At 63.1% G+C, this 2,168-nt stretch carries 1 protein-coding gene; it reads right to left on the bottom strand.

Going from position 1 to position 2,168, the window contains the following annotated elements:
- Positions 1–1,830, bottom strand: a 1,830-nt coding sequence (locus tag WB402_RS08605) for a phosphoketolase family protein (protein WP_424206900.1), incomplete at its 3' end; no start/stop codon positions are given.
- Positions 1,831–2,168: the final 338 nt, after the last annotated feature.

The following is a 2,168-nucleotide window of genomic DNA, read 5'->3' as shown; positions in this document are numbered from 1 at the left end:
GTGCACCACCGCCTCGTCGATGGTGGCGAACTGCAGGTGCTTCTGCTTGTCGGCGACAATGACGTTGATGCAGTCGGTCGAGCGTAGACACTGGTCGGCGACGGCGAGCAGCGTGTTGGCATCGGGCGGCAGGTAGACGCGCGTGACACTCGGGCTCTTGTTGGTCACGAGATCGATGAAGCCCGGATCCTGATGCGAGAAGCCGTTATGATCCTGGCGCCAGACCGTGGACGACAACAGGATGTTCTCAGATGCCACCGGGGCGCGCCACGGCACGTGGTTCTTGGAGATGTCGAGCCACTTGGCGTGCTGGTTGAACATCGAGTCGATCACATGGGCGAACGCTTCGTAGGTGTGGAAAAAGCCGTGTCGGCCGCTGAGCAGATATCCTTCCAGCCAGCCGATCAAGGTATGCTCGGAGAGCATCTCCATCACCCGCCCGTCGCGCGAGAGCTCCCCGCCGTCGGCGTCCTCCGGCAGCAGATCGGCCATCCACACCTTCTTCGATACCTCGTACACCGCCTGCAAGCGGTTGGAGGCAGTCTCGTCCGGCCCGAACACCCGGAAGCTGGTCATGTTGTTGCGCATCACGTCGCGCAGGAACTCGCCGAGCGGTTTGGTGTTCTCGTGCAGCACCTTGCCGGCCTCTTCGACCTTGACCGCGTACTGGCGAAAATCGGGAAGTTTCAGATCCTTGCGCAGCAAGCCGCCGTTGGCGTGCAGGTTGGCGCTCATGCGCCGGGTGCCTTTGGGGGCGAGCGCGCGCAGCTCGGGGATCAGCCGGCCGTCCTTGTCGAACAGCTCCTCGGGCTTGTAGCTGCGCATCCAGTCTTCCAGCAGTTTCAGGTGCGCGGGGTTGTCGCGCACGTCGGAGAACGGCACCTGGTGCGAGCGCCACGAGCCCTCGGCCTTGTGTCCCTTGATCTCCTTCGGGCCGGTCCAGCCCTTGGGCGAGCGCAGCACGATCATCGGCCAGCGCGGGCGCTCGGCCTTGCCCGACGTACGCGCATTCTTCTGGATGGCACGAATCGCGCCGATGGCCTCGTCCAGCGTGGCGGCCATCTTCTGGTGCATGTCGGTCGGATCATCGCCCTCGACGAAGTAGGGCGTATAGCCGTAACCGACGAACAACGCCTCGAGCTCCTCGTGGCTGATGCGCGCGAGGATCGTCGGGTTGGCGATCTTGTAGCCGTTGAGATTGAGGATCGGTAGCACCGCGCCATCGCGCACGGGATTGATGAACTTGTTCGAGTGCCAGGCGGTGGCGAGCGGGCCGGTCTCGGCCTCGCCGTCGCCCACCACGCAGGCGACGATCAGATCGGGGTTGTCGAGACAGGCGCCGTAGGCGTGCGACACGCTGTAACCGAGCTCGCCGCCCTCGTGAATCGAGCCCGGGGTCTCCGGGGTTACGTGGGAGCCGATGTGGCCGGGGAAGGAGAACTGCTTGAAGAACTTCTGCAGGCCCTCGGCGTCTTCGCTCTTGTCGGGATAGATCTCGGAATAGGTGCCTTCCAGATAGGCCGGCCCCAGCACCCCCGGCGCCCCGTGGCCGGGGCCGGCCATGAAGATCACGTCGAGATCGTCGCGCTTGATGACGCGGTTCAGGTGCGCCCACACGAACGACAGCGCCGGGCTCGCGCCCCAGTGGCCGAGCAGACGATGCTTGACGTGCTCGATCTTGAGCGGCTCCTTGAACAACGGGTTGTCGCGCAGATAGATCATGCCGACCGAGAGATAGTTGCAGGCGCGCCACCACGCGTTGATGCGGCGCAGTTCTTCGGCAGACAGCGGGCCGCTGATCTGCTCGATTTCTTTAAGCATTGATTCCATCGCGCTCTTCTCCTGTTGATGTAATGGGGTTTCGATCGATCGCCATTCGCGTTCGCGCGACGAAGAATACCGCTCTGGAATGCCTGAATGAGTAAGAGTTTGGTCTTATTTTCGTCTAATTTTGGCCTACCGGGCGCGCAACAACGCATCGCAGTCCGCGAGTCATGGCAAAACTCGCTCCGTTGGCTTCAGCGGAAATTCCGGGTCCAGGGCGCCCGGCAACACGACAGCACCGCGCGCCATGCATGACATCGCTCGGTTTGCGCACCATGGCATCAACCGAGGTACCGAGCAGCCTCGGCGAAGAAATCGACTGGCGGCGGCAACTCACTCGGGAC

The sequence above is a fragment of the Sulfuricaulis sp. genome (assembly GCF_049587675.1).
GTDB lineage: Bacteria > Pseudomonadota > Gammaproteobacteria > Acidiferrobacterales > Sulfurifustaceae > Sulfuricaulis.
Note: the sequence above shows the minus strand (reverse complement) of the source record. Positions and strands in the feature narration are given on the sequence as shown.